Genomic DNA, 23,655 nt, shown 5'->3' with positions numbered 1-23,655 from the left:
GCAGATCACGGCGGCGTCGTCGGCGGGCTCACGCAGCGGCGGGACCCGGCTCCCTCCCGCGAGGGAGCTACTTTCGGCCGTGGCCCCCGGCCGACGTCGACTTCTAACCTGACCGCGCGAACTACGGTGAAGTGTTCTCTAAACGGACAAAAGGAGACACGATGAACGGACGTCTGCTCGGCCGGGTCCTGGTGCTGGCCGCCGCGGTCGCGGTGCCCCTGGGCGCCGGGCTCACCACCGCTTCCGCCGCGCCCGCCGCGGTCACGACGGTGTACTACAACTCGTCCGGCGCGGCCGACTACCTCGCCCAGATCGACCAGGGCGCGGCCAACTGGAACGCCGTGGTCACCGACGTCAAGCTGGTCAAGCGCAGCAGCGGTGCCACGGTGGTGTTCCACGAGATCCACAGCGGCGGCTCGTACACCAACACGAACGGCCACGGCCGCGGCGACATCTACCTCGACACCAGCCAGGTCGCCGAGGGCTTCGACCCGACGCGCATCGCCGCGCACGAGCTGGGCCACAACCTCGGCCTGCCGGACGACTACACGGGCCCGTGCACCGAGCTGATGTCCGGCCACGGCCCGGGCACGGCGTGCAAGAACGCGAAGCCGTCCGCGGCGGAGGCGGCGAAGGTCCAGTCGCTGTGGAGGAACGGCTTCGCGGCGGCCCGCACGGCGGAGACCCGCCAGGTCGCCTACTAGCCGCTTCGCGCCTGGTTGCCCACAGGGTGAGCGAGATGTGGACAACCAGGCGCCGCCGGCGGCTTTCCGGCGCTTCCGTCGGTGGGTCCCGATACGCTGGAAGCGGGGCCGACCCCCCGGAGAGGGCGGGGGCTGCTTTCGACTCGGGAGCGGGAGCCGCGAGCCCGGATCCGGCGGACAGGCTCTCGCCGACGTACGCCGCGCAGTGGCGGTCGTGGGTCGCGCGGCTGAGGGCGCCGGCGAGGCGTCGCGACCGGGCGTCGTGAGTGTCTAGTCGGGTTAGAACCGCCCTGAACACTCACGACCGGTGCGGTTGTGGCTCGTGGGACTGCCGGTGCGGCCGAGCAGCGCCCCGCGATCCGGCGAGGCCGGGAGCGCCTCCATCGCGAGAGGGAGGCAGCCGGCGCGCCGGCCTGCGAAGATCGGCTCGTGCGTGTACTCCGGCCGCTGGTGAGCAGGGCTACCTACCGCCGCTGGGTGTATCTCGTCCTCGGCGGGGCGATCAGCGTGCCCTACCTGCTCTTCGCCGCCGTGGCCGTGCCGTCGCTGCTGCCCTTCACGACCACGCTGGACCGGGCCGTCGGGATCGGGGCCGTCGTCACGCTGCTCGTCGTGGCCGGGACCGCGTTCCTGCCCGCCGTGCACGTGCTCGAGTCCACCGCTGTCCGTGAGCTGCTCGACAACCCCGCTCCGGGCGCGCCCGCGAAACCGCACACCCGGCCGGGGCGTGTCCGGGCCGCCGTGATGTTCGCGGTCCACGTGCTCGTCGGGTGCGGTGTCAGCCTGCTCAGCCTCGCCGCGCCCGTCGCCTTCGGGCTCTCCGTGAGCGCCGTGTTCACCGGCAAGCTGATCCAGGGCGAGGCCGAGGTCACCGTGCCGAAGGGGTGGGCCTCCGCGTGGATCCCGGTCGCCTTCGCGATCGCCGTGGTGGTGCTGATCTACGCCGTGTGGGTGGTCGGTGCGCTGCTGCGGCTGGCCGCGCAACGGCTGCTCGGGATGACCGCCGCGGACCGGATCGCCCAGCTGGAACGGCGGACCGAGCAGCTCGCCGAGCGCAACCGGCTGGCCCGGGAGCTGCACGACTCGGTGGGGCACGCGCTGAGCGTCGTCTCGATCCAGGCCGGCGCCGCCCGGCGGACGCTGCGCACCGATCCTGACTTCACCGAACGCGCGCTCGGCGCCATCGAGGACTCGGCCCGCACCGCGCTCGACGACCTCGACCACGTGCTCGGGCTGCTGCGCGAGGAAGCCGCGGGCCGGACGCCGCAGCCGTCGCTGACCGAGCTGCCGAACCTCCTCGAAGCGACGCGGCTGGCCGGCACCGAGGTCACCGCCGACGTCGACGGCGAGCTGGCCGCCGTGCCGCCGGTGGTGTCGCGCGAGGTGTACCGGATCCTGCAGGAATGCTTGACCAACGCCGTGCGGCACGCCGGTAAGGTCCCGGTGACGCTGGACGTCGACGTCGCGGCGAACGGTCTCGTCGCCCGGGTCGGCAACCCGCTCGGCAGCGCGACGCCGCGGGCGGGCCGCCGGGGCCTGCGCGGGATGGCCGAACGGGCGGCGGTGCTCGGTGGCGAGCTGACGGCCGGGCGGGCCGGCGAGCGGTGGGAGGTCGTGGTGCGGGTGCCGTGGGGGAGCGGGCGATGAACGTCGGGGTGCTGCTGGTCGACGACGAACCGCTTATCCGCGCCGGGCTGAAGGCCATCATCGACAGCGAAGCCGGCCTCGCCGTGCTGGGTGAGGCCGCCGACGGCGCCGAGGTGCCCGGGCTGGTGGCCCGGCTGCGCCCCGACGTCGTCCTGATGGACGTCCGGATGCCCGCGGTCGACGGGATCCGCGCCACCACGCACCTGATGTCCACTGTGGATAGTCCGCCGAAGGTGATCGTGGTGACCACCTTCGAGAACGACGACTACGTCTACGACGCGCTCGTCGCCGGCGCCAGCGGGTTCCTGCTCAAGCGGGCCCGCCCGGAGGAGATCGTCGCGGCGATCCGGACCGTGGTGACGGGGGAGTCGCTGCTGTTCCCGGCGGCGATCCGCAAGCTGGCCGCCCGGCACTCGCCGTCGCCGGCGGGCGACGGCCTGGCGAGTGCCGGGCTGACCGAGCGGGAGCGCGAAGTGCTGCGCCTGATGGCCGCCGGACTGTCCAATGTGGAGATCGCGACCGAGCTGTACCTGGGCATCCAGACCGTGAAGACCCACGTCGGCAACGTACTGGCCAAGCTCGGGGCCCGCGACCGCACCCAGGCCGTCGTCCGCGCCTACGACTCCGGGTTCGTGACGCCGGCGGGTTAGCCCCACATTCCGCGGGCCCAGCTCGCGGCCTGGGTGAAGCCCGCGCCGCCGGAGGCGCAGGAGAGCGTCTCCGTGCCGAAGATGGTCCCGTCGTGCTCGACGCCGTGGTGCACGCCGATCGCGTACGGGCCGTCGTCCCACCAACCCCACAAGGGCGCGCCGGACACGCCGGACGCCTCGTCGGCGTCGCTCTCGACCTGGGTGGTGTCGTAGCTCGTGCCGTTGACGGTGATGTCGTCACCATCGTCGTCGTCGCGGACGGCGATGGCCGGCTCGTACGACATCGACGTCAGGCTGACGTCGTACGGGAAGCCCGCCATCGTCCAGTAGTCCCCGTCCTCCCAGGCGCTGTTGTACCCGCGGTAGCCGAAGTAGCCGACGTTGTCCCCGATCGGGTCCCACAGCTGGCAGACCTTGATGTCGCTGCCCGAGTCCGAGTTCCACGACCAGTAGCTGCGGACGTAGCTGACCAGGCCGGCGCCGAACACGGACTGGCCGTTCCAGCACGCCGGGATGACCTTGATCTGCCACGGCCCGGACGTCGGCGGGCCCACGTGACCGCTGGTCATCAGCGTGCTCCGGCCGATCAGGTAGCCGGTCGCCTCGGACGTGGTGACCCAGCTCCCGCCCGGGGTCGGCTGGTAGCTGCAGTACAGCTTGCAGACCGCGGTGTACGGGTACGCCGACGGGTAAACCAGCGACCGGGACTCGCCGTCGATGATCGTGCTGTGGTTCTCCGACAACAGGGTCTTCGTGCCGCGGGAGGTGATGCCGCGCCGCGTCGGGCCGAGTGACGTGGTCGTCTTCGGGTGGATGCCCAGCGGGACGCCCTTCGGCCGGTGCGGCGCGCCCGTGGGGGCGTCGGCCCGGACCTGACGGCGAGCGCGGTCCGCGCGCTGGTCCGCCGTGCGGGTGCGGACCTCGCCCTCGTTCGCCTCGACGCCGGGGAGGCCGTACAGGACGGGCCCGTCGGTGCGCAGGGTGAACGCGCCGTCGTACGCGGCGCTCCGCACCACCTCGACGTCGCGGCCGCCGCCGGTCCACAGGGCGTGGGCCGACTCGGTCACCACACCCCAGGGCCGGGTGTCCTCGCCTTCGTCTTCGGGCTCGAATTCGAGCAGCCGGGTCTGGCTCCACGGTCCGTCGGTCATGGTCGCTCCCTCGCAGGTCCGAACCGCCGCGTGCGGTTCGTCCGGAAGAGCGCTCCGAAGGCCGCAAAAATACATCCGGACCGCGAGTCCGCCCGGACGGGCAGCGGTCAGCCGACGTCGTCGAGCAGGGCCTGGATCGCCGCCGCCATCGTGGCCGGGTCGCCGTCGCCGGGACGCAGCACCAGGTCAGGGGACACCGGACGCTCGTACGGCGCGTCGATGCCGGTGAACCCGGTGATCTCCCCGGCGCGCGCCTTCGCGTACATCCCCTTCGGGTCGCGCGCCTCGCACATCTCCAGCGGCGTGTCGACGAAGACCTCGACGAACGGCAGATCGCCGTGCGCCTCCCGCGCCAGCTGCCGGTCGGCTTCGTACGGGCTGATCAGCGACGCGATCGCGATGACACCCGCGTCCGCGAACAGCTTGGCGACCTCCGCGACGCGCCGGACGTTCTCCGCGCGGTCCGCCGGGCTGAACCCGAGCCCCGCGTTGAGCCCGTGGCGCAGGTTGTCGCCGTCCAGCAGGTAAGCCGGACGGCCCGCCGCGACGAGCCGGCGTTCCAGTTCCACCGCCACCGACGACTTGCCTGACGCCGAGAGGCCGGTCAGCCACACCGTCGCGCCGTGGGTCGGCCGGTCTTCGCGGCGCACCGCCGTGGTGTGCCAGACGACTGGAGACGCCGCGGCGCCGGTGATCATCCCGGCCGCGACCGTGTCGCCGGTGTGCTCGTCGACCAGCAGGAACCCGCCGGTGGCGCGGTTGCGGCGGTAGGCGTCGAACAGCAGGGGCGCGCGGGTGCGCAGCCGGATCCGGCCGATGTCGTTGAGCCCCAACGACTCCGCCGTCTCGTCGCGGTGCAGGGTGGTGACGTCGAGGCGGTAGTCCAGCCGCTCCACGGACCCGCGTGTCTCGGTGGTCGTGTGCCGGACGACGTAGGTCGCGCCCGGCGTCAGCTCGGCCCGCTCGGAGAACCAGCAGACCAGCGCGTCGACCTCGCGGGCCGACTCCGCGCGGTTGCCCGGCCGGCACAGCATCGCGCCGCGGCCGAGGTCGAGGTCGTCGGCCAGTTCGACGGTCACGGCCTGTCCGGTGAACGCCTCGTCCAGGGGCGTTCCGCCCGGGCCCCACACCGCGCGCACCTCGGTGGTGAACCCGGACGGCAGCGCGACGACTTCGTCACCCGCCTTGAAGACGCCGCCGGCGATGGTGCCCGCGTAACCGCGGAAGTCCGGCCGCCGGATCACGTACTGCACCGGGAACCGCGCGTCGATCAGGTTGCGGTCGGAGGCGACGTGCACCTCTTCCAGCTGGTGCAGCAGCGAAGTCCCTTCGTACCACGGCATGCTGGCGCTGCGGTGGACGACGTTGTCGCCGTGCAGCGCCGAGACCGGGACGAACGTCAGGTCGGCGACGTCGAGCTTCATCGCGAACCGCCGGAAGTCCTCGCGGATCTCGTCGTACCGCTCCTGCGACCAGCCGACGAGGTCCATCTTGTTGACGCACACCACGAGGTGCCCGATGCCCAGCAGCGACGCGAGGAACGCGTGCCGTCGCGACTGCTCGAGGACGCCCTTGCGCGCGTCGACGAGGACCAGCGCCAGGTCGGCGGTGGACGCGCCGGTCACCATGTTCCGCGTGTACTGCAGGTGGCCCGGCGTGTCCGCGATGATGAACTTCCGCTTGGGCGTGGCGAAGTAGCGGTGCGCGACGTCGATCGTGATGCCCTGCTCGCGTTCGGCGCGCAGGCCGTCGGTGAGCAGCGCGAGGTCCGGGTAGTCCTCGCCGCGCTCGCGGCTCGTGCGTTCGAGGGCGGCGAGCTGGTCGGTGAAGATCGCCTTCGAGTCGAACAGCAGCCGGCCGATCAGCGTGGACTTCCCGTCGTCCACGCTGCCCGCGGTGGCGATCCTCAGCAGCTGCATCAGAAGTAGCCCTCCCGCTTGCGATCTTCCATGCCTGCCTCGGAAATCCGGTCATCGGCGCGGGTCGCGCCCCGCTCGGTGATCCGCGTCGCGGCCACTTCGGCGACCACTTCGGACGGAGTCGCCGCCGACGATTCGACGCAGCCGGTGCACGTCGCGTCGCCGACGGTGCGGAACCGCACGGTCGCCTCGTACGGCGTCTCACCGTCCACAAGGGACAGGAATTGCGTCGCCGCGAGCAGCATGCCGTCGCGTTGGACGACCTCGCGGCGGTGCGCGTAGTACAACGGCGGCAACGAGATCCGCTCGTCGCGGATGTACTGCCAGATGTCCAGCTCGGTCCAGTTCGACAGCGGGAAGACGCGGATGTGCTCGCCGCGCCGGTGCCGCCCGTTGTAGAGGTTCCACAGCTCGGGCCGCTGCGCCCGCGGGTCCCACTGGCCGTGCTCGTCGCGGAAGCTGAACACGCGCTCCTTGGCTCGCGCCTTCTCCTCGTCCCGGCGGGCGCCGCCGAACACGGCGTCGAAGCCGCCTTCGCGGATCGCGCGCAGCAGCGTGGCCGTCTGCAGGCGGTTGCGGCTGGCCCGCGGGCCGGTCTCCTCGACGACGCGCCCGGCGTCGAGGTCGTCCTGCACGCTCGCGACGTGCAGCCGCAGGCCGAGGGAGGCGACGGTCTCGTCGCGGAACCGCAGCACCTCGTCGAAGTTGTGGCCGGTGTCGACGTGCAGCACCGGGAACGGCAGCGGCGCCGGCCAGAACGCCTTCGCGGCGGCGTGCAGCATCACCACCGAGTCCTTGCCGCCGGAGAAGAGCAGGACGGGGTGCTCGAAGGTCGCCGCGACTTCGCGGAAGACGTGCACGGCCTCCGCTTCGAGCGCGGCCAGGTGCGACAGCTCGTACGAGGTCACGGACACTCGAAAAAAGTAGAACATGTTCTTGTCATCGGTCAAGCGGTGCGGGACCCTGTGACGATGGACCTGGTCGTACTCGAAGAGATCCGCCGGCTGAAGTACCGCTACCTGCGCGGCGTCGACCTGAAGCTGTGGGACGAGGTGGCCGACACCTTCACCGTCGACGCCACGGCCGACTACGGGACCCGCGCCACGGGCCGTGACGGGCATCAGCTCGCCGGTCGTGACGCCATCCTCGAGTTCCTCACCAAGAGCCTCGGCAACGGCATCATCACCGTGCATCACGCAGGTCAGCCCGAGATCGACGTCGACGGCGACACCGCGACCGGGCGGTGGTCCTTCACCGACAAGGTGATCGTGCCCGACCACAAGGTGATCATCGACGGCGCCGCGTTCTACGAGGACACCTACCGCCGCGACACCGACGGCGCCTGGCGGATGACGCACATCGGCTACACGCGGACGTACGAGTCGATGACCTCCTGGGAGGGCGACGCGGGCTTCCGGCTGCTCGCCAACCGCTGGGCCGTGCCCGCATGATCGAGAACGAGTTCTCGCTGACGCGGCCGTTCGCCGAAGCGATCGTCGAGGCCGAAAACCTGCTCGCGAGCGCGCCGCACGTGAAGACCGAGCAGGATCTCCTGGAGGGGTACGACTACCTCGCGGGGAGCATCCGCGCGTCGCTGCAGATGGCCTGGGCCTACCAGCGCGACTTCCCGTACTTCACGGCGTCCACCGGCCCGTACACGAAGATGGGGCTGGACAACCCGGACACGCTCTACTTCAACGCGAACATCCGCGACGACCGCGAGTACCTGGTCACCGGCGTCCGGGGGACCACCGCCGACCTCAGCTTCCAGATCCTCAACGGCGACTACTCGCCCGTGGTGGTGCCCGACAGCCTCGCCGCGTTCGACGACCGGGCCATCGAAATCGGCGAAGACGGCCGGTTCGAGCTGCGGTTCGGCCCGGCGCGCGAGAACCCCGGGCCGAACTACTTCACCCTCGGCGCCGGTTCGTCGATGCTCGTCGTGCGCGAGGTCCACAGCGACTGGGCGACCGAACGCCGTGGCGAGATCCGCATCCAGTGCGTCGACACCGCCGGGCAGGCGCCGCCGGTGCCGGACCGGCCGGCGCTGGCCAAGCGCTACGGCGTCACCGGCAAGATCCTGCTGAGCCGGCTGAAGACGTTCCTGGCCTTCCCGAAGTGGTTCTACGACGACCTGCCGGTGAACACGATGACCGAGCCGCGCTCGACGCCGGGCGGGCTGACCACGCAGTTCTCCTCGGCCGGGCACTACGAGCTGGGCGACGAAGAGGCGATGATCGTCACCGTGCCGCGCTGCGCCGACGCGCCGTACCAGGGCATCCAGCTCGGCAGCCTCTGGTACGTCTCGCTCGACTACATCAACCACCAGACGAGCCTCACCGCCGACCAGGCGCGCGTCGACCCGGACGGCAAGATCCGGTTCGTCATCAGCGAGCGCGATCCCGGCCTGGCGAACTGGCTGGAGCGCACCGGGCACGACCGCGGGTACGTCCAGATCCGCTGGCAGCGGATCGCGCGGGACCTCGGCCCGGATGACGGCCCGGTCGTCGAGGTCGTCAAGGTCGACGACCTGCCCGACCGGCTGCCGTTCCACGCGGAAGCGCGGGTGACGCCCGAGGAGTGGGCGGCGAGGATCGCGGCCCGGCAGGACGCCGTGGCCGCCAGGATGCTGGGGTGAGCATGTCGGAGTTGTTGCGGGACAAGGTGGTCGTCGTCTCGGGTATCGGCCCGGGGCTCGGCCGGTCGATCGCCGTGCGCAGCGCCATGGCCGGCGCGGACGTCGTGCTCGCCGCGCGCACCGAGTCACGGCTGACCGAAGTCGCGAAGGAGGTCACCGACCTCGGGCGGCGCGCCGTCGCGATCCGGACCGACATCGACGACGCCGACTCTGCCGCGAACCTGGTGAGCGAGGCTGTCGAGGCGTTCGGCCGGGTGGACGCGGTGGTGCACAACGCCTTCGCCGTCCCGCCGCTGACCGATCTGGCCACTGTGGACTTCGACGCGGTCCGCGCGGGCTTCGAGACCGCGGCGATCTCCGTGCTGCGGCTGACCCGGCTGTTCCTGCCCGCGCTCAAGGAGAGCAAGGGCTCGCTGGTGATGATCAACTCGGCGGTGCTGCGGCACTCGCGGCGCACGTTCGGCGCGTACAAGATGGCGAAGTCGTCGCTGCTGTCGCTGTCGCAGAGCCTCGCGAGCGAACTCGGGCCGGACGGCATCCGTGTCAACACGGTCGCGCCCGGGTACATCTGGGCGCCGAACCTCAAGTGGTACTTCAATTATCTGGCCAAGGAACGCGGCATCACCTCGGAGGAGGTCTACGCCGAGACGGCGTCGACGATCGACCTGCGCAAGCTGCCGGAACCGGACGAGATCGCCGACGCCGTGGTGTTCCTCGCCTCGCCGATGGCGCGCGCGATCACCGGGCAGTGCCTCGACGTCAACGGCGGCGAGTACCACCACTAGGAGGATCCATGCTCCCCGGCCGGGCCGACCTGGGCACGTTCGACGACCTGCACGCCTCGGCGTCGAAGCTCACCGGGCTCGACGACTTCGGCGGCGACGAGTACGTCGAGGGCCTGCGTGTGCTGCTGGAGTCGTTCGCGGCCGACGAGGACCTGACGCCGTTCGGGAACAAGGTCCACCGCGCGATGCTGCGCGGCGCGCTCGTCGCGCGCCTGCTCAGCGAAACGGGCTGGAAGCAGCACCCGGCGTCGGCTTCCGTGGCGATCGAGCGGCCGATCTTCGTCACCGGCCTGCCCCGCACCGGCACGACGGCGCTGCACCGGCTGCTCGTCGAGGACCCCGCGCACCAGGGCCTCGAGGTGTGGCTCGCGGAGGTCCCGCAGCCGCGGCCGCCGCGCGCGACGTGGGCGGAGAATCCGGTGTTCCAGGGGATCCAGGCCGGCTACGAGCGTCACCACGTCGAGCACCCGGAGTTCATGGGGGTGCACCACATGTCGGCGGACCAGGTGGAGGAGTGCTGGCAGCTGCTGCGGCAGTCGATGCGGTCGGTGTCGTTCGAGTGCCTCGCGCACCTGCCGCGTTACTCGCGCTGGCTGGCGAAGCAGGACTGGACGGACGCCTACGCCCGGCACCGCCGCAACCTGCAGCTGATCGGGCTGCCGGACGCGGGCAAGCGGTGGGTGCTCAAGAACCCGAGTCACCTCTTCGCGCTGGACGCGCTGATGGCGGTGTACCCGGACGCGCTGGTGATCCAGACCCACCGCGCGCCGCGCACCATCATGGGTTCGATGTGCAGCCTGGCCGAGAAGGCCGCGGACGGCTGGTCGTCGAAGTTCCGCGGTGAGGTGATCGGGCGTTCGCAGCTCGACCTGTGGGCCCGCGGCGCCGACGAGTTCCACGCGGCGCGTTCCCGGTATGACGCGGCTCAGTTCTACGACGTGGCGTACGAGGACTTCGTCGCCGACCCGATCGGGACGGTGTCCACTGTGTACGACCACTTCGGACTGACACTGACTCCTTCGGCGCGGGCCGCGATGACGGCGGTGCACGAGGGGAGTCGCACGGGCGCGGCGAAGCCGGTGCACAAGTACAGCCTGGCGGACTTCGGCCTGACGGCGGAAGAGGTCGACGAGCGCTTCGCCGACTACCGTGCGGCGCAAGGCTCGTGAGTGTTTAGGGCGGTTCTAACCGCCCTAAACACTCACGACAAGCCGCGGCAGAGCACTAACCGGCGGCGGCCTGCAGTCCTCGCGCTCCGATGCCGCGCAGGACTCCGGCCTGGTCCGCGCTTGGCGGCTGATGGCTTGAGCCGCCGTCGTGTCGCGGTGCCGTCCGACTTCGGCGCGGTGCAAGGGTCGTGAGTGGCAATGAGTGTTCTAACCCGCATTACCACTCACGACGAGCCGCGGCAGACCGCTAACCGGCGGCGGTCTGCAGTCCTCGCGTCCCGATGCCGCGCAGTACCTCGACGCGCTCCGCGCCCGGGCGGCTGAGCACCCAGCTCGACCCGGGCACCGACTTCGCGCGCTTCTTCAGCGGCGCCAGCAGCCGGGAAACCTCCTGGTACGACCGGATCGAGCCGCTCCCGCAGACCAGCGTCGCCAGCGACACCGTCACCGGGAGGCCGTCCGCCGACCAGTGGCGGTCCAGCAGCGCGCCCGCCACCGACGCGATCTCGTCGACGTCGCAGACCACCAGGAAGTCGTCGCCGCCGACGTGGCTGACCCGCATCCGGCGCAGGCCGCCCGCCAGCGCGGTGAGCGCCGCGCCCAGTTCGCGGATCAGGTCGTCGCCCGCGGCGAAACCCGCCGTGTCGTTGACCGTCTTGAACGCGTCGATGTCCAGCCACGCGGCCACGAACGCCTCGCCGATCGTGATGCGGCGGGCGACGTCGCGGGCCACCGTGTCGCTGCCCGGCAGCCGGGTCAGCGGGTTCAACGCCGCCGCGGCCTCGACCTTCGCCTCGGCCACGCCGCGGACCACCTCGGTCACCAGCACGACGCCGAGGCAGCGGCCGGCGTCGTCGACCACCACGACGTCGTCGCCGGTGCGGCCCCAGTCGGCGTCGGTGACCAGCTCGAGGAACTCCATCGCCCCGGCGCGCGCTTCGATCGTGTGCGGGGCGTCCGCCAGCCGCGCCGCCGGGCGCTTCGCGTGCAGCGCGTGGCCGTACGGCCCGGTGACGGCGACCAGGAACCGCGTCCGGTCGACCGACCAGCGGGGCCGGTTCAGCTCGTCGACGCCGATGACGCCCGACGGCGCGTCCGCGGCCGCGAGCACCTCGCGGACCTCGTCGCACGTCGCGGTTTCCGGCAGCGTCGTGGCCGGCCGCAGGAAGTCGCCGACGCACGGGGCCGGCCCCGGGGCGGCGACGGCGGGCGCCCGGGTGAGCAGCGCCGGCGCCGGGCCGGCCGCCGTCGGCGGGGCTAGCAGGTTGCCCTGGGCGATCCGGATGCCGAGCCCGCGGACCGCGTCGAGCTGGGCGTCGGTCTCCAGGCCGGTCGCGACCAGCCGGGTGCCGGTGCGGGTGGTGTAGTGCAGCATCGCCTCGGCGACGGCGACCGACGCCGGGTCGTCCGGCAGCCCGCGCAGCACCGTGCGGTCCAGCTTGACCAGGTCGACCGGCGCCTCGACGAGCAGGCTCAGCGGCAGGTCGCCGCGGCCGAGGCCGTCGAGCGCGAGCCGGAAGCCGAGGTCGGCCAGCGCCCGCATGCCGCTCAGCGCGCGCTCGGCCGGCAGCGGGGAGAACGGCGGCCCGATCTCGAGGACGACGTCGCGGGTGCGGCGCCCGGCGTCGCCGAGCTCGGCCAGGAGGTCGTCGAACATCGCCAGTGGCGCGCCGAGCGTGCGGGCGGAGAGGTTCAGGTGCAACGGGAGCGACGTCTCGTCCTGCCGGACGGCGGCGATCGCGAGACCGAGGTCCACCTCGGCGAGCCGGCCCTCGCGGCGCGCCTGCGTCAGCAGTTCCGCGACGGTGCCGTGGCCCGGCCTGGCCAGCGCTTCGTGAGCCACGACGCCTCCGGTGTGGAGGCTGTACAGCGGCTGGAAAGCGAAGCGGACCGCGCGTGGCGACTTCACGCTCCCGATGCTCGCCGGTCGCGCGCCGAAACGAAACCCATGTCGGCTGATGTTCATCGCAGCGGCACCCGGGTTACGCACATCGGGTTACTAGATCATGCTTGACTTATATAAGTGGTCACTTGTAGCTTGGCCGGGTGCACGCGTTCGACGTCCTCGGCGACCCGGTCCGCCGCCGCATCCTGGAGCTGCTGGCCGACGGCGAGCGGGCCGCCGGCGCGGTCACCGAGGTGATCCGGGCCGAGTTCGGCATCTCGCAACCCGCGGTGTCCCAGCACCTGAAAGTGCTGCGGGACAACGGCTTCGCGCTCGTCCGCCAGGAGGGCACCCGCCGGCTGTACGCGGTCGGGCACGAGCCGCTGCGCGACATCGACGTCTGGCTCGACCGGTTCCGCCGGTCCTGGACCCCGCACCTCGACGCCCTGGCCACCGAAATCGCCCGCGGCAAGCGCGCCCGGCGCCTCCGCGAAGAAGAAGGAGACTCTCCGTGATCGACTCCAGCCACCAGATCAGCGCCGTCCGCCGGACGCTCGGCGACCGGGTGATCGACGCGAAGGACGCCCGCGTCCTGACCATCAGCCAGGTCTACGACACCGACGTCGACGACCTGTGGGACGCCTGCACGAACGCCGAGCGCATCCCGCGCTGGTTCCTGCCGGTCAGCGGCGAGCTGAAGCTCGGCGGGCACTACCAGCTGGAGGGCAACGCGGGCGGCACGGTCGAGCGCTGCGAGCCGCCGCACAGCTTCGCCGCGACGTGGGAGTTCGGCGACACCGTCAGCTGGATCGAGGTGCGGCTGACGCCGGAGGGCGCGGGCACCCGGTTCGAGCTGGAGCACGTCGCGCACGTCGACGACCGCTGGGACGAGTTCGGCCCGGGCGCGGTCGGCGTCGGCTGGGACGGCATGCTGGTCGGCTTGGTCCTGCACCTGGCCGAGCCGGACAAGGCCGTCGACCCGGAAGCGGCGATGGCCTGGATGATGTCGCCGTCGGGTGTCGAGTTCATGACGGCGTCGAGCGAAGCCTGGTACCAGGCCGACGTCGCCGCGGGCGCCGACCCGGTCAACGCCCGCGCGGCCGCCGACCGCACCTTGGCGGCGTACATGGCCACGCCGGAGGCCTGACCGACGTCGTGTCGACCCCGCAATCACACGTGATGCCCCTTCCATCACGGGTGATGCCTCCCCGATCACGGGTGGGCCCCTTCCGGGCACGGGCGGCGCGGGGCATTTCGCGTGAGCCAGCGGGCATCTCGCGTGATCAGAGGGGCATCACCCGTGATGGGAGGGTCGACTCGCGTGATTGAGGGGTCGACACGGCGGGTCAGCGCTCCGCGGTCTTGACCGCCGTCAAGGTGATCACCGCGTCCGGCTGGACCTCGGTGCCCGGTGCCGGGTCCTGGCCCGTCTGGACCCAGTTGCGGTCGATCAGCAGCGCGCGGCCCTGGCCGGTGCCGTCGACCTCGCGCAGGTTGTAGAGGCCGGCCTTCTGCATCGCGTTCTGGGCGTCCTGGTGGTTCATGCCGGAGACGTCCGGGACCTTGATCAACGCGGCGGACGTCGGTGCCGCCGAGGTCGGCTCGGATGTGGCGGATGTGGCGGACGTGGTGGTCGCTGCGGGGCCGCTCGTGGGGCCGGCACCGCAGGCGGCGAGCCCGGCGCTCAGCACCACAGCGGCGGCGACGCGGATCGGACTGATCATGGCAGCTCCTCGGTGGGCGGATACCCCGTCAGTCGGCCCGTGAACACGCGGTGTTGCCCATCGATCGGGTGATTCCGGGGGCGCCGGATAAGGTCGGGCGTATGGATCACGGCACCGAAACGGACCCCCGGGCGGCTCGACGGGACCCGGTGACCAACGCCGGCGGGTTCACCGACCTGGCGAGCAGCCCGTTCCGGATCGACCGCGACCGGATCGCCGCGTCGCCGTTCTTCGCGCGGCTCGGCGGCGTGACGCAGGTGGTCAGCGCCGGCGGGGCCGGGCTGCTGCACAACCGGCTCACCCACAGCCTGAAGGTCGCGCAGGTCGCGCGGGCCATCGCCGAACGGATCACCGCCGGGCCCGAAGCCGACCTGGCCGCGAAGCTGGGCGGCTGCGACCCGGACGTCGCCGAGGCCGCCGCGCTCGCGCACGACCTCGGGCACCCGCCGTTCGGGCACCTCGGCGAGCAGACGCTCGACCGCATCGCGCGCCACCGCTTCGGCCTCGCCGACGGCTTCGAGGGCAACGCGCAGTCGTTCCGCATCATCACCACGACCGACGTGCGCGGGCCGTCGGCGATCGGGCTGGACCTCACCACCGCCGTGCGCGCCGCGGTCCTCAAGTACCCGTGGCTGCGGCTGCACCATCCCGCGCCGCACCCGTCGGAGATGGCCGTCCCGCCGCGCGGCGCCGCCGAGCCGGACGACCACCCGGGCACCGGCGCGGCCAAGTTCTCCGCCTACGCCACCGAGCTGGACGACTTCGAGCAGGCGCGCGCGGCGTTCGCCGGCCGCGTCGAGAGCTGGCAGCAGACCGTCGAGGCGTCCGTGATGGACACCGCCGACGACATCGCCTACGCCATCCACGACCTGCAGGACTTCCACCGCATCGGCGTCCTGCAGCACGCGCCGGTCGCCGCGGAGCTGGGGGAGTGGCTGCTGCACGCTGACGAGCTGGCCGGGCTCGACGACGAGACGCTCTACGCGGAGCTGCGCCGGCCGGGCCGGTCGCTGGAACGCCTGCGCCGCCGGATGCACGCCAAGGACGCGTGGATCGTCGACGACGACGCCTTCGCCGCGGCGGTCGCGCGGGTGCGCGCGGAGCTCGTCGACGGGCTGCTGGCGGGCGCCTTCGACGGCTCGACCGAGGCCGAGCAGGCGACGGCGGCGTTCTCCGCGAACTGGACCGCCCGGCTGGTCGACGGCGTGTTCGTGGTCGCGTCGCCGTCCACCCGCGCCGGCCACGTGACGCTCGCGACGGCCCAGTGGCACGAGGTCCAGGTGCTCAAGTTCGTGCACCGGCGGTTCGTGCTGCTGCGCCCGGACCTCGCGCTGCACCAGCGCGGCCAGGCCGGCGTGGTCGCGAGCCTGGTCGACGCGCTCGACGCCTGGCTGCTGGACCGCGACGAGGTCTCCCGCCTCCCGCGCCGCCTGCACGACCTGGTCGAGCTGGCCCGCGCCGAGTACACGGGCCTCGCGCGCACCGCGCCGGAACTGCTGGTCGGCGCCACGGGCGAGCCGGTGACCGGAGCGGACGCGGTGCGCAACCTCGCGCGCGGCCGGGCCGTGGTGGACTTCGTGGCGTCGTTGACGGACAAGCAGGCGGTGACCCTTTTGGACGCTTTGTCCGGCCGGTCGGCGCAGCCGTGGTCGGACTCGTTCGTCCTCTGACGGGTGAGCGCTGCTGTAGGTAGGTCCGCGGCGGCCCCGGGGTGTGGACGCGCCGTGCCGGAGCCGCCGGCCAGCGGGGGAAAGGCGGCAGAGGCCTGGCCCCGCACGGTGCTGGAGTCGGCGGAAGCGCCGGCGGGCGGATCGGCCTGGGAACGGGTGCGACTGTGGTGCCGTGGTGCGCGGCCGGGCCGTGGTGGACTTCGTGGCGTCGTTGACGGACAAGCAGGCGGTGACCCTTTGGACGCTTTGTCCGGCCGGTCGGCCCAGCCGTGGTCGGACTCGTTCGTCCTCTGACGAGCCATGTCCGATTCTTGTCCGATCGCGACGATCCCGTGCAGTGGTATCGCTTGACGCGGCTGGTCCGTTTCGTTCGTCCTGTAACGGTTGAGCGGTTCCGCTGAACGGCCTACGACTTACGGTCCATTCAGGAAAATACCCATCCGATGTCACTCGAACGGCTGATGCTTACAGAGAACTCACAGTACTTAGCTTGGTCCCGTCGGTGATCACCGGCGTCGGTCAGCGTGAGTCGGGGCACGCGCCTGGAGATATCGGAGGGCGCACGTGCGTCGTACCCGTTCCACCAGATCGAGATCCACTGTGCTCACGGCCGGAGCGGCGGCGTTGCTCGCCGCGCTCGGCCTGGTGTCGCCGTCCGCCGCGGGCGCCGCCACCGCGTCCACACCGGACACTTTCACCGCCACCGCGCAGCAGCAGATCGCCGCGCTCCAGGCCGTCAAGGCCGGGAAGACCGGGGCTGAGTCCAAAGTAGACAGCAAGCTGCTCGTCGCCGAAAAGGGCGTGGGGAAGCAGCTGAACGCGCTGCAGTCCGGGGCCGCTGTCTCGAAGACCGGGACGGTGCTGGTCGACATCCGCGCGACCAAGGTCTCCCCGGACCTCATCTCCGGGCTCACCAAGGCCGGGGCGGGCATCCGCGCGGTGTCCGACCGGTACGGCAGCATCCGGGCCGAGGTGCCGCTGGCCGCCGTCAGCGCGATCGCCGCCCGCGGCGACGTCAAGCGCGTCGAGCAGGCCGACCAGGCCCTGACCGCCCGCGAACTGGCCACCCCCGCGACGACGCCGGGCAAGGCCGCCGAGACCAAGCAGCAGAAGGCCGCCCGCATCTCGGGTGAGCTGCAGAAGGCCCTGACGAGCAAGACCCAGCAGCGCAGTGCCGCCGCGGCCGCCACGCTGACCAGCCAGGGCGACCGCGCGCACAACGCCGACATCGCCCGCCAGCAGTTCGGCGTCACCGGCGTCGGCGTCAAGGCGTGCGCCCTGTCGGACGGCGTCGACTCGCTGGCCACCTCGCAGGCCAAGGGTGAGCTGCCGCCGAACGTCGACGTCATCGCCGGGCAGGAGGGCGACGGCGACGAGGGCACCGCGATGCTCGAGATCATCCACGACCTCGCGCCCAACGCCGCGCTCGGCTTCGCGTCGGCGTTCAACTCCGACGCCAGCTTCGCGGACAACATCCGCAAGCTCCGCTTCGAGTCGCACTGCGACGTCATCGTCGACGACGTCATCTACTTCAAGGAAAGCCCGTTCCAGGACTGGATCATCGCCCAGGCCGTGAACGACGTGACGGCGAACGGCGCGCTGTACTTCTCCTCGGCGGGCAACGAGGGCAACGTCCTCGACGGCACCGCCGGGCACTGGGAAGGCGACTTCGTCGACTCGGGCAAGTCGGTCGGCAAGTTCGCCGGTGTCGCGCACAACTTCGCCGGCGCCGCGGGCAACCAGATCTACGAGCCCCTCTCCGACGCGTCCTCGGCCGGCGTCCCGGTGACGCTGCACTGGTCGGACCCGCTCGGCGCCTCGTCGAACGACTACGACCTGTACCTGCTGAACTCGGCGGGCGCGGTCGTGGACTTCAGCCAGGACGTCCAGGACGGCACCCAGGACCCGTTCGAGATCCTGCAGACGCCGGCGTTCGGCGGCACGGGCCTGCGCCTGGCCGTCGTGAAGTTCTCCGGTGCAGGCCGTTACCTGTCGCTGTCCGCGCTGCGCGGGCGGTTCAAGGACTCGGCGGACGGCCTCAAGGCCTACAACACCCCGGGCGTGACGGTCGGCCACTCGGCCGCGCGCGACGCCTTCAGCGTGGCCGCCACCCCGGCGGCCGCGGCGTTCGGCCGGCCCCTCGAGCCGGGCGACCCGGCCAACCCGACCGGTCCGTTCCCGGGCTCGTTCAGCAGCACCTCCAAGGCCGAGCGGTTCAGCTCCGACGGCCCGCGGCGCGTGTTCTACGAGGCCGACGGCACCCCGATCACCCCGGGCAACGTCTCCTCGACCGGTGGTGAGGTCCGGAACAAGCCGGAGATCACCGCGGCCGACGGCGTCCAGACCAGCGTGACCGGCTTCAGCCCGTTCTTCGGCACGTCGGCCGCCGCGCCGCACGCCGGGGCCATCGCGGCGCTGGTGCTCTCGGGCAACCCCGGCCTGCCGCCGGCGGAGGTCCGCGAAGCGCTGATCAACACCGCCGTCGACATCGAGACCCCGGGCCGCGACAACGTCACCGGCTCGGGCGTCATCCTCGCCGACAAGGTGCTCGCCTACACCGGCGCCAGCCCGCAGCCGCTCGCCGTGGCCAAGCAGCCGACGGTCACCCCGGCCGACGGCGGCTCGTCGCTCGACCCGGGCGACACCGCCAAGGTGACCCTGCCGGTGACCAACGACGGTGACGGCGCCGCCGTCTCCACCAGCGTCGTGCTCACCAGCCCGACCCCGGGCGTGACCGTGGCGCCGCGCTCGAAGTCCTACGGCACCATCAGCCCGGGACAGACCGGCGTCAACGACTTCACCATCACCGTCCCGGCGAGCCAGCAGCTCGGCGTGCCCGTGGTGCTGAACGCCAAGGTCAGCTTCGCCGGTGCGCACTCGCCGACGACGTCGACGTTCTCGCTCCCGGTCGGCACCCCGTCGCCGGTCGCGCAGGACTTCGCCTACACCGGCGCGCCGGTCGCGATCCCGGACAACAGCCCGGTCGGCGCTTCGGTGACCATCCCGGTCACCGGGGTCGGCCGCGCCGCGAAGGTGTCGTTCTCCGTGGACGGCACCACCTGCAGCACCGACCCGCTCTCGACGGCGGTCGGCCTGAACCACTCCTACGTCGGTGACCTGGTCGGCTCGCTGACCTCGCCGTCCGGGGCCAAGGCCACGGTGTTCCAGCGCAACGGCGGTTCGGGCAAGAACCTGTGCAAGGTCGTGTTCGCCGACGACGCGGCGGTCGCGTTCAGCACGGTGACGTCGGCCAACGCGCCGTTCACCGGCTCGTACAAGCCGACCAACGCCCTCGGCAGCCTGGCCGGGGCCGTCGTCGACGGCACCTGGACGTTCGGGGTGGTCGACGCGGCCGGCGGCGACGTCGGCTCGATCCGCTCGGTCGCCCTGCACATCAACGGGTTCGTCCAGCCGGCGGCCGCCGGCCGGCCGTCGAACGTGCACGGCGCGACGAACAACGGGCCGGTGCATCCGCAGTAAGTTTCGCACTAGAGCCGTGAAGGCCTCCTTACCGGCCATAAGAGCCGGTAAGGAGGCCTTCACGGCTTTTGCCGTAGCGTGCGGTGTTGTGGCGAAGGCACGGGAAGTCGCGGGCGGTGGGCGGGCGGTGACGGTCCCGCCGGACCGGCTGGCCGGCTGGTTCGACCGGTTCGCGCAGCGGCACGACGGCGTCGTGACGACCGAAGCCACGCCCGCCGAGGTCCGGGTGGTCGCGGGCGACGGCACCACGGCGATCGCGACCGTCCCTTTCGGACTCCTCGACGCGCCGTCCGTCGAAGGCCTCGTCGCGCACGCGCTGGTGCCGCGGCGGATCGCGCTCCTGCTGGTGCGGCTCGGCAGTCACAGCGTCGGCGTCTCCTTCGACGGCCGGATCGAGGTCTCCCGCACCGGCCGCCACCTCGTCCACGGCCGGTCCGCGGCCGGCGGCTGGTCGCAGCAGCGCTTCGCCCGGCGTCGTGAAGGCCAGGCTCGTCACGCACTGCAGGCGGCCGCGCAGGACGCGGCCGAGGTGCTCGTCCCGCGACTGTCCGAAGTGGACGCCGTCGTGCTCGGCGGCGACCGGCGGGCCCTCGACGAGCTGCGCGAGGACCGTCGTCTGGCGCCGCTGTTCGCCCGCGCGGAACCGCGCGTGCTGGAACTCGGCGAACCGCGGCGCAGCGTTCTGGAGGAAGCCGCCGCGCGGGCCCTCGAAGTGGAGATCACGCTGCGCGACGGGTGAGTCCGCACACGTCGAGAGAAACCCGTGGACGCCGCCCCGTACACTGGTCGCGTGGAGATCCTTCTGGAGTGAGCCGTCGCACCGGTCAGACCTGACCGGTCCGCTTGACGCTGCTCTCCAATCACCCCCTTTTACCGGGAGTTTCCCTTGATCACGGCCACCGGCCTTGAGCTGCGCGCGGGTTCGCGCATCCTGCTCGACGGCGTCAGCATCCGCATCCAGCCCGGCGACCGGATCGGCCTCGTCGGCCGCAACGGCGCCGGCAAGACCACCTCGCTGAAGGTCCTCGCCGGCGAAGGCGAGGCGCACGCGGGCGAGGTCCGCCGCACCGGCGAGCTCGGCTACCTGCCGCAGGACCCGCGCGAAGGCGACCTGTCGGTCACCGCGAAGGACCGCGTGCTGTCCGCGCGCGGCCTCGACAAGCTGATGCGCGACATGGAAAAGGCGCAGACCGCGATGGCGGAGCTGGTCGACGACGCGCAGCGCGACAAGGCGATCAACCGCTACGCCCGGCTCGAGGAGCGGTTCTCCTCGCAGGGCGGGTACGCCGCCGAGAGCGAGGCCGCGCGCATCTGCTCGAACCTCGGCCTCGCCGACCGGGTGCTCTCCCAGACGCTGGGGACGCTCTCGGGTGGGCAGCGCCGCCGCGTCGAGCTGGCGCGGATCCTGTTCGCCGCGGCCGAAGCGGGCGCCGGTGGCAAGTCCGAGACGATCCTGCTGCTCGACGAGCCGACCAACCACCTCGACGCCGACTCGATCACCTGGCTGCGCACCTTCCTCAAGCAGCACGACGGCGGCCTGGTCGTGATCAGCCACGACGTCGAGCTGCTGGCCGACGTCGTCAACAAGGTGTGGTTCCTCGACGCCACCCGCAGCGAGCTCGACCTGTACAACATGGGCTGGCAGCGGTACCTGGACGCGCGCGCCACCGACGAGAAGCGCCGCCGCCGTGAGCGCGCGAACGCCGAGAAGAAGGCGTCGGCGTTGCAGCAGCAGGCCGCGAAGCTCGGCGCGAAGGCGACGAAAGCCGTGGCGGCCAAGAACATGGCGCGCCGCGCGGAGCAGATGCTGTCCGCGCTCGACGAGACCCGGCACGCAGACAAGGTCGCCCGGATCAAGTTCCCGGAACCCGCGCCCTGCGGCCGCACGCCGCTCACCGCGGAGGGGCTGTCGAAGTCCTACGGCTCGCTCGAAATCTTCACCGGTGTCGACCTCGCCGTCGACCGCGGGTCCAAGGTGGTCGTGCTCGGGCTGAACGGTGCCGGAAAGACCACTTTGCTCCGGCTCCTCGGCGGAATGGAAACTCCGGACACCGGCGGGGTCATCCCGGGTCACGGAATGCGTTTGGGCTATTACGCACAGGAACACGAAACTCTTGATCATGATGCGTCGGTGTGGGAAAACATCCGACATCTCGCTCCGGACACCGGCGCGCAGGAGTTGCGGAACCTGCTCGGTTCGTTCCTCTTCACCGGCGAACAACTCGACCAGGCCGCCGGCACCCTTTCCGGCGGCGAGAAGACCCGGCTCGCCCTGGCCGGCCTGGTCTCCAGCGCTGCCAACGTGTTGCTGCTCGACGAACCGACGAACAACCTCGACCCGGCCAGCCGCGCCCAGGTCCTGGACGCTTTGCGCAGTTTCTCCGGCGCCGTCATCCTGGTGACGCACGACCCGGGCGCGGTCGAGGCCCTGGAGCCGGAGCGGGTCATCCTGCTGCCCGACGGCACCGAGGACCATTGGTCGGCCGACTATCTGGAACTTGTCCAGCTTGCGTGAGCCGTGCGTCCATTCGGGTGCAAGATCACTGCCGGTGAGGCACTGGAATGGCCCAATGTGATCGCAGTTTCGGTCGTTTTACGGCTGTCGTCTGGCATTCCGGCGCTCAGTGTTCGATCATTGCCCCGGCAGGGGCCGATATGTGGCCCAGAACACTCTCGGCGGGAAGGCGATCGACGTGGCTGATCTCAAGAAAGGCGCGCGGATCACCGGCAACACGCGCGACAAGCTGGCCGCTGACCTCAAGAAGAAATACGAGAAGGGCTCGAGCATCCGGGCGCTCGCGGAGTCCACGGGCCGGTCCTACGGGTTCGTCCACCGGGTGCTGTCGGAGTCCGGGGTCCAGCTGCGGGGGCGCGGCGGGGCCACCAGGGTCAAGAAGAAGTAGGCGAGGACTGCTGCGCGGGGGGCGCAGTGGGAACTGTCGCAGCAGGCTCCTCGGCCACGCGGAACGCCAGGTACGCCCCGAGCAGGACCAGGGGATACACCAGGTAGCCGTAGCGGGTGGCCGGGGTCAGCAGGATCAACGCGCCGAGTCCGACGGCGATGCGCAGGAGTGCGCCGGAGCCGTTCGCGGGGGGCCGGCGCACCAGCCAGACCAGCATCGCCACGGCCGCGGCGCCGACCAGCACGAAGGCCGCCACCTGGCCGATCGTCCCGGTTTCGGCGATCAGGTGGCCCGGCAACGGGCTCGCCGCGGGTGACCGCACCACACCCATCCCGAGCGGGAACCGGAAGACGTGCTCCACGAACGCCGCCGGGTCCACCAGGTACACCGGCAGGTGCAGCACGGCCGTCGTGGCCACCAACGCGGTGGCGAACCGCGCGAGCGCGGGCCAGTCGAGGCGTTTCTTCCCGCGTACCAGCACGAACACCGCCAGGACCGCGGCCGCGGGTGCGACGATCAGCTTCGCGCTGACGACCAGCGCGAGCACGAGTCCCGACCAGGCACCCCGGCCGGTGGCGGCGAGTGCGCACGCGAGCACCAGGAGTCCGACGATCGCCAGGTCCGGGCCGGCGACGGCCCAGGTGAGCGCGGTCAGCGGGCAGGCCAGCGCGAGCTGCGCGGCCCCGACCGGGACTCTCGGCCACTTCAGCAGTTTCAGCGTGCCCAGCACGCACGCGCAGGCCGCGAGGGCGAACATCCAGCGGGCGTCGGTGAGCGCGTCGGTCAGCGGCGTGCCGCCGAACAGCGCCCGCGGCAGGCCGAAGACCGTCATCACCGGACCGTAAGGCGTGTAATCGTTTACCACGGGCGGGCGGCCGAGCGCGGTGACGTCGACGTACGGGGTTCCGTGGTGCAGCAGCAGATCCGCGGACCGCTCGATCACCCAGACCTCGGGCTGGGCGGCCCACGAGATCGGCGTGATCAGCCAGTCCACTCCGGTCAGTCGGCGAATCACGAGGACTGCCAACGGAAGGATCATTGCCAACAGCGCGACCGCGGCGATCCCGCACCAGCGGGAACCGGGTAGGCCGCGCGGCGTACGGCCCGTGCGTGCGGACAGCAGCAGCCAGCCGCTGTGCAGGGCGCCGAAGCCGTACGCGGCCGTCGCGAAGTTGCCCCAGACGCGGTAGCCGTAGAACTCGGCGACGAGCGCGGTCGGCAGCGCGAAAGCCAGGCAGGCCAGGTAGAACCCCAGATCCCACTTCAGCGGGCCGGGGCCGGGGGAGTGGGCCGGTGCCGTGAAGAACCGCACGACGCGCCCCTGCCGGGG

General features: G+C 71.6%; 20 protein-coding genes. 14 read left to right on the top strand and 6 right to left on the bottom strand.

Annotated elements, in window-relative coordinates:
- The first annotated feature begins 161 nt into the window (after positions 1 to 161).
- The 3 genes from ACLJQZ_RS04975 (at position 162) to ACLJQZ_RS04965 (ending at position 3,001) form a co-directional block, all read left to right on the top strand.
- Positions 162 to 704, top strand: coding sequence for a snapalysin family zinc-dependent metalloprotease (locus tag ACLJQZ_RS04975; RefSeq protein ID WP_247049221.1), 543 nt, complete (start codon positions 162 to 164; stop codon positions 702 to 704).
- A gap of 429 nt (positions 705 to 1,133) precedes the next feature.
- Positions 1,134 to 2,351 (top strand): sensor histidine kinase, encoded by a 1,218-nt coding sequence (locus tag ACLJQZ_RS04970; RefSeq protein WP_410618856.1) that lies wholly within the window; start codon positions 1,134 to 1,136, stop codon positions 2,349 to 2,351.
- Positions 2,348 to 3,001, top strand: coding sequence for a response regulator (locus ACLJQZ_RS04965; protein WP_410618855.1), 654 nt, complete (start codon positions 2,348 to 2,350; stop codon positions 2,999 to 3,001). Before ACLJQZ_RS04970 ends, ACLJQZ_RS04965 begins: the two co-directional genes overlap by 4 nt.
- Here ACLJQZ_RS04965 and ACLJQZ_RS04960 read toward each other — a convergent pair.
- The 3 genes from ACLJQZ_RS04960 to cysD all read right to left on the bottom strand — a co-directional run bounded on the left by ACLJQZ_RS04960 (position 2,998) and on the right by cysD (position 7,003).
- Positions 2,998 to 4,152: a trypsin-like serine peptidase gene (locus tag ACLJQZ_RS04960; protein WP_410618853.1), complete on the bottom strand. Its 1,155-nt coding sequence runs from the start codon at positions 4,150 to 4,152 to the stop codon at positions 2,998 to 3,000. The genes ACLJQZ_RS04965 and ACLJQZ_RS04960 overlap by 4 nt on opposite strands.
- 107 nt (positions 4,153 to 4,259) lie before the next feature.
- Positions 4,260 to 6,071, bottom strand: a complete 1,812-nt coding sequence (gene cysC / locus ACLJQZ_RS04955) for an adenylyl-sulfate kinase (protein WP_410618852.1) — start codon at positions 6,069 to 6,071, stop codon at positions 4,260 to 4,262.
- Positions 6,071 to 7,003, bottom strand: coding sequence for a sulfate adenylyltransferase subunit CysD (gene cysD, locus ACLJQZ_RS04950; RefSeq protein ID WP_410618851.1), 933 nt, complete (start codon positions 7,001 to 7,003; stop codon positions 6,071 to 6,073). Before cysD ends, cysC begins: the two co-directional genes overlap by 1 nt.
- Before the next feature lie 39 nt (positions 7,004 to 7,042).
- Here cysD and ACLJQZ_RS04945 point away from each other — a divergent pair, with 39 nt between their 5' ends.
- From ACLJQZ_RS04945 to ACLJQZ_RS04930, 4 genes are read left to right on the top strand one after another with little or no spacing between them, the layout of a single operon-like run.
- Complete coding sequence (locus ACLJQZ_RS04945) at positions 7,043 to 7,522, top strand: nuclear transport factor 2 family protein (RefSeq protein ID WP_410618849.1); 480 nt, start codon at positions 7,043 to 7,045, stop codon at positions 7,520 to 7,522.
- Positions 7,519 to 8,709, top strand: a complete 1,191-nt coding sequence (locus ACLJQZ_RS04940) for a hypothetical protein (protein ID WP_410618848.1) — start codon at positions 7,519 to 7,521, stop codon at positions 8,707 to 8,709. Before ACLJQZ_RS04945 ends, ACLJQZ_RS04940 begins: the two co-directional genes overlap by 4 nt.
- A 2-nt stretch (positions 8,710 to 8,711) precedes the next feature.
- Positions 8,712 to 9,494, top strand: a complete 783-nt coding sequence (locus tag ACLJQZ_RS04935) for an SDR family oxidoreductase (RefSeq protein WP_326951485.1) — start codon at positions 8,712 to 8,714, stop codon at positions 9,492 to 9,494.
- An 8-nt stretch (positions 9,495 to 9,502) separates the two neighbouring features.
- Positions 9,503 to 10,663 (top strand): sulfotransferase family protein, encoded by a 1,161-nt coding sequence (locus tag ACLJQZ_RS04930; RefSeq protein ID WP_410618847.1) that lies wholly within the window; start codon positions 9,503 to 9,505, stop codon positions 10,661 to 10,663.
- A 247-nt stretch (positions 10,664 to 10,910) separates the two neighbouring features.
- Here the strand turns inward: ACLJQZ_RS04930 and ACLJQZ_RS04925 are convergent, their stop codons facing one another.
- Positions 10,911 to 12,572 (bottom strand): GGDEF domain-containing protein, encoded by a 1,662-nt coding sequence (locus ACLJQZ_RS04925; RefSeq protein ID WP_410618846.1) that lies wholly within the window; start codon positions 12,570 to 12,572, stop codon positions 10,911 to 10,913.
- Positions 12,573 to 12,709: 137 nt separating this feature from the next.
- Between ACLJQZ_RS04925 and ACLJQZ_RS04920 the strand changes: the two genes are divergently transcribed.
- Both ACLJQZ_RS04920 and ACLJQZ_RS04915 read left to right on the top strand, forming a co-directional pair.
- Complete coding sequence (locus tag ACLJQZ_RS04920; RefSeq protein ID WP_410618845.1) at positions 12,710 to 13,063, top strand: ArsR/SmtB family transcription factor; 354 nt, start codon at positions 12,710 to 12,712, stop codon at positions 13,061 to 13,063.
- Positions 13,060 to 13,695, top strand: coding sequence for an SRPBCC family protein (locus ACLJQZ_RS04915; protein WP_410618844.1), 636 nt, complete (start codon positions 13,060 to 13,062; stop codon positions 13,693 to 13,695). Before ACLJQZ_RS04920 ends, ACLJQZ_RS04915 begins: the two co-directional genes overlap by 4 nt.
- Before the next feature lie 199 nt (positions 13,696 to 13,894).
- On the opposite strand, the gene ACLJQZ_RS04910 is transcribed toward ACLJQZ_RS04915, so the two are convergent.
- Positions 13,895 to 14,272 (bottom strand): PASTA domain-containing protein, encoded by a 378-nt coding sequence (locus ACLJQZ_RS04910; RefSeq protein ID WP_410618843.1) that lies wholly within the window; start codon positions 14,270 to 14,272, stop codon positions 13,895 to 13,897.
- Positions 14,273 to 14,373: 101 nt separating this feature from the next.
- On the opposite strand from ACLJQZ_RS04910, the gene ACLJQZ_RS04905 reads away from it, so the two are divergent.
- The 5 genes from ACLJQZ_RS04905 to ACLJQZ_RS04885 all read left to right on the top strand — a co-directional run bounded on the left by ACLJQZ_RS04905 (position 14,374) and on the right by ACLJQZ_RS04885 (position 22,325).
- A complete protein-coding gene (locus ACLJQZ_RS04905; RefSeq protein ID WP_410618842.1) occupies positions 14,374 to 15,942 on the top strand; it encodes a deoxyguanosinetriphosphate triphosphohydrolase family protein in 1,569 nt (522 codons plus the stop codon).
- Between the two features lie 600 nt (positions 15,943 to 16,542).
- Positions 16,543 to 19,422 (top strand): S8 family serine peptidase, encoded by a 2,880-nt coding sequence (locus ACLJQZ_RS04900; protein WP_410618841.1) that lies wholly within the window; start codon positions 16,543 to 16,545, stop codon positions 19,420 to 19,422.
- Between the two features lie 88 nt (positions 19,423 to 19,510).
- Complete coding sequence (locus ACLJQZ_RS04895) at positions 19,511 to 20,161, top strand: acVLRF1 family peptidyl-tRNA hydrolase (RefSeq protein ID WP_410618840.1); 651 nt, start codon at positions 19,511 to 19,513, stop codon at positions 20,159 to 20,161.
- Positions 20,162 to 20,308: 147 nt separating this feature from the next.
- Entirely contained in the window at positions 20,309 to 21,937 is a 1,629-nt protein-coding gene (locus tag ACLJQZ_RS04890) for an ABC-F family ATP-binding cassette domain-containing protein (protein ID WP_410618839.1), read from the top strand.
- 178 nt (positions 21,938 to 22,115) lie between these two features.
- Complete coding sequence (locus ACLJQZ_RS04885; RefSeq protein WP_003071237.1) at positions 22,116 to 22,325, top strand: helix-turn-helix domain-containing protein; 210 nt, start codon at positions 22,116 to 22,118, stop codon at positions 22,323 to 22,325.
- Here the strand turns inward: ACLJQZ_RS04885 and ACLJQZ_RS04880 are convergent.
- Positions 22,312 to 23,637: a glycosyltransferase 87 family protein gene (locus ACLJQZ_RS04880; RefSeq protein ID WP_410619060.1), complete on the bottom strand. Its 1,326-nt coding sequence runs from the start codon at positions 23,635 to 23,637 to the stop codon at positions 22,312 to 22,314. The genes ACLJQZ_RS04885 and ACLJQZ_RS04880 overlap by 14 nt on opposite strands.
- Positions 23,638 to 23,655: the final 18 nt, after the last annotated feature.

The sequence above is a fragment of the Amycolatopsis sp. cmx-8-4 genome (assembly GCF_046548675.1).
GTDB lineage: Bacteria > Actinomycetota > Actinomycetes > Mycobacteriales > Pseudonocardiaceae > Amycolatopsis.
Note: the sequence above shows the minus strand (reverse complement) of the source record. Positions and strands in the feature narration are given on the sequence as shown.

Coding starts and splice junctions, on each gene's coding strand:
- cysD (WP_410618851.1), bottom strand. CDS start 7,003: ATGTTCTACTTTTTTCGAGTGTCCGTGACCTCGTACGAGCTGTCGCAC.
- ACLJQZ_RS04905 (WP_410618842.1), top strand. CDS start 14,374: ATGGATCACGGCACCGAAACGGACCCCCGGGCGGCTCGACGGGACCCG.
- ACLJQZ_RS04930 (WP_410618847.1), top strand. CDS start 9,503: ATGCTCCCCGGCCGGGCCGACCTGGGCACGTTCGACGACCTGCACGCC.
- ACLJQZ_RS04940 (WP_410618848.1), top strand. CDS start 7,519: ATGATCGAGAACGAGTTCTCGCTGACGCGGCCGTTCGCCGAAGCGATC.
- ACLJQZ_RS04975 (WP_247049221.1), top strand. CDS start 162: ATGAACGGACGTCTGCTCGGCCGGGTCCTGGTGCTGGCCGCCGCGGTC.
- ACLJQZ_RS04960 (WP_410618853.1), bottom strand. CDS start 4,152: ATGACCGACGGACCGTGGAGCCAGACCCGGCTGCTCGAATTCGAGCCC.
- ACLJQZ_RS04935 (WP_326951485.1), top strand. CDS start 8,712: ATGTCGGAGTTGTTGCGGGACAAGGTGGTCGTCGTCTCGGGTATCGGC.
- ACLJQZ_RS04945 (WP_410618849.1), top strand. CDS start 7,043: ATGGACCTGGTCGTACTCGAAGAGATCCGCCGGCTGAAGTACCGCTAC.
- ACLJQZ_RS04910 (WP_410618843.1), bottom strand. CDS start 14,272: ATGATCAGTCCGATCCGCGTCGCCGCCGCTGTGGTGCTGAGCGCCGGG.
- ACLJQZ_RS04965 (WP_410618855.1), top strand. CDS start 2,348: ATGAACGTCGGGGTGCTGCTGGTCGACGACGAACCGCTTATCCGCGCC.
- cysC (WP_410618852.1), bottom strand. CDS start 6,071: ATGCAGCTGCTGAGGATCGCCACCGCGGGCAGCGTGGACGACGGGAAG.